Origin of the sequence: Actinoplanes sp. NPDC024001 (assembly GCF_040638955.1) — a bacterium.
In the GTDB taxonomy this organism is placed as follows: domain Bacteria; phylum Actinomycetota; class Actinomycetes; order Mycobacteriales; family Micromonosporaceae; genus Actinoplanes.
Genome location: NZ_JBEZZB010000351.1, coordinates 1 through 2546, shown reverse-complemented (window position 1 = coordinate 2546; position 2546 = coordinate 1). Strand labels below are relative to the sequence as shown.

Sequence of the window (2546 nt, the reverse complement as noted above, 5' to 3'; positions counted from 1 at the left end):
CGGTGCGGCGCTGGCACGCCGCCGGGGTGACCGGGATCTGCGCCTACAACGACCAGGTGGCGCTCGCCGTGCTCGCCGGGGCCCGGCGGGCCGGGCTCGCCACCCCCGCCGACCTCGCGGTGATCGGGGTCGACGACATTCCGGCGGCGCGGCTCGCCGTACCCGCGCTGACCACAGTGACCACTGATCAGCGTGCGCTGGCCGCGCACCTGGCCGCCACCGTGCTGGCCGCGGTCGGCGGCCGGGCCGGCCCGCCGCCGCCCGGCGACAGCCTGGTCTCCGTGATCGTCCGCGAGTCCGCCTGACAACGAACGCACAGGTTGAGCACATGGTGACGCACAGCCGCGGGGCGAATCGTGAAGCCACACGAGGGATCCAGCGAGGGGATGACGATCATGCTCACCCGGACCGAACGCGACACCACCGACGACGCCGCCCGGCACGCGCCGGAACCGGCCCCCGACCCGGTCGTGACCGTTCTTGGACAGCCGAGCCGGGTGGCGACCCTGCCCCAGTACCTGCCGCATGGCTGGACCATGCGCCGCGTCGACGGTCTCGGCGCGGTCGCTGCCGGTGATCTGGTCCTGCTCAGCGGCGCCACCACCGCCGACGTCCGGCTCGCCCGCGCCGCGCTGCCCGCCGAGACCCGGGTGATCGCGCTGATCGACGACGGGGCGCCCGGCGAACTCGTCGCGGGCGTCCTCAGCGCCGGCGCCGACGTCTGCGTCCGCGGCGGCCATCCGGCGATCCTCGCCGGCCACCTCGTCGCCTGCCGGCGCCGCCAGCTGACGTCACGCTGGGCAGAGGTCGGCCTCGCTTCCTGATCCGTACGGGCTACCACGCCCGCCGAACCACACCTCCCGGGGCCAAGCGCGAGCATCAGCGCCTCCCGGCCGCAGCGCGACCGCCGGGCGTAAGCACGCCGTCCCGGCCGCGGGCTCACCGCGTCCTGTTGCGTGCATGCCGTCGCGGCCGCGGGGCGCCGCCGGGTCAGCGGGAGTTGAGCAGGCGGGCCATCTCGGTGCGGGAACGGACCCCGAGCCGGGCGAACACGTTGCGCAGATGGTGATCGACCGTGCGCGGGCTCAGGTGCAGCTCCTGGGCCACCTCCCGGTTGGTGGCGCCACCGGCCACCAGCGCTGCGATCCGCTCCTGTTGGGCGGTGAGCGGCGGCCCGGCGACCGGCTGTTCGATCCGTTCCCCGGCGGCCCGCAGCTCCTGGATGCTCTGCTCCGCCCAGGGTTCCGCGTCGAGCAGCCGGAACGTCTCCGCCGCACGCCGCAGGTGGGTGCGCGCCTCCACGTGCCGGCGGCGCCGCCGCAGCAACCGTCCGTAGAGCAGTTCGGTGTGCGCCCGCGGGAACCCCGCCTCCCCGGCGTGCCCGAGCGCCCTGCCGAAGTGCACCTCCGCCTCCTCGCCGTCGGCCGCCCGCAGCGCCCGGCACCGGTCGCGCAGGGCCAGCCAGGCGGGTTGCCCGGTACGCCCGGCCCACCGGTCGAACCCGGTGGCCACCGCTTCCAGGCCGAGCGACGTGCCCGGTGCCCGGGCGTCCGCCTGCGCGGACGCTTCCAACAGGTGCGGCACCACGGCGACCTGCAGCAGCGCCGAACCGTAGCCGGGCGGCGCCGTCACCACCGAGACCAGGCGTTCGGTGGTGGCGTTGAACCGCCCGTCGACCAGATCGAGCAGCGCCAGCGCCCAGCCGCAGTGCGCCCGGGCCGGGCCGCCGCCGGCCGCCTCGATCCGGCTCAGCGCGGTGTCCCGGTCGCCGACCAGGGCGGCCAGCACGCCGAGCAGCGCCAGATGCACCGAGGCGAGGACCGGCTGCCCGGTCCCGTGGGCCACCGCCGCACCGTCCAGGGCGGCCGTGCTCGCCGCCGCGTAGTCGCCGGAGGCCATCCTGGCGATCACGGCGAGCTCCAGCGCGCGCGGCACCAGGACGGTGGCGCCGCAGTCGCGGGCCAGGACCGTCGCCCGCCCGGCCAGGGCGGCCGCCCGGCGGGAGTCGCCGACCAGGATGCCCGCGGTCGCGGCCTGGATCAGCGGCGCCGGATCGGTGACCCGGTCGGCCACGTCGAGCGCCCGCCGGAACCGGGCGAACGCCGCCGGCTCGTCCCCGTCGGCCACACACGCCAGTCCGGCGACGTGGTGGAAGGCCAGGGTCATGGCCGGTGACTCGTCGCCGCGCTGCTGGGCGACGACCCGCCGGGCCAGCCCCGCGTAGCGGCCCTGCTCGCCCGGTTCGGCCGCGGCCTCCCCGGCGAGGGCGAGCGCGTGGAGGGCGGTCGCGGTGTCACTCTCGGCCAGGTCAGCGGCTACGTCGAGGAGCAGCTCGCGGGCGCCGGGGCGGCCTTCGGGCAGGTGCATCTCGGCGGTCAGGCCCCGCGCGCGCACCCGGGCCGGCCCCGCCGCGGCCGGGATCCGCCGGAGCAGCAGCCCGGCGTCGTAGGGCCGCCCGGCCAGCCACGCCGACCGCGCCGCGGCGAGCAGCGCGCCGCCCCGCTCGGCCGGGTCGGCGCAGAGCGCAGCCGCGTAGCGGTGGGCCT

At 77.4% G+C, this 2546-nt stretch carries 3 protein-coding genes; 2 read left to right on the top strand and 1 reads right to left on the bottom strand.

Translation table 11 applies throughout. From position 1 onward, the window contains the following. Both AB0F81_RS51030 and AB0F81_RS51025 read left to right on the top strand, forming a co-directional pair. On the top strand, positions 1–305 hold a 305-nt coding region (locus tag AB0F81_RS51030), incomplete at its 5' end, for a substrate-binding domain-containing protein (protein WP_360211682.1). Between the two features lie 81 nt (positions 306–386). Then, on the top strand, positions 387–824 hold the full coding sequence (locus AB0F81_RS51025; protein WP_360211680.1) for a hypothetical protein: 438 nt from the start codon (positions 387–389) through the stop codon (positions 822–824). A gap of 166 nt (positions 825–990) precedes the next feature. Here the strand turns inward: AB0F81_RS51025 and AB0F81_RS51020 are convergent. Continuing rightward, positions 991–2546, bottom strand: a 1556-nt coding sequence (locus AB0F81_RS51020) for a helix-turn-helix transcriptional regulator (RefSeq protein WP_360211678.1), incomplete at its 5' end; no start/stop codon positions are given.

Excerpts from the sequence above, each read along its gene's own strand:
- AB0F81_RS51025 (WP_360211680.1), top strand. The coding sequence starts at position 387 with ATGACGATCATGCTCACCCGGACCGAACGCGACACCACCGACGACGCC.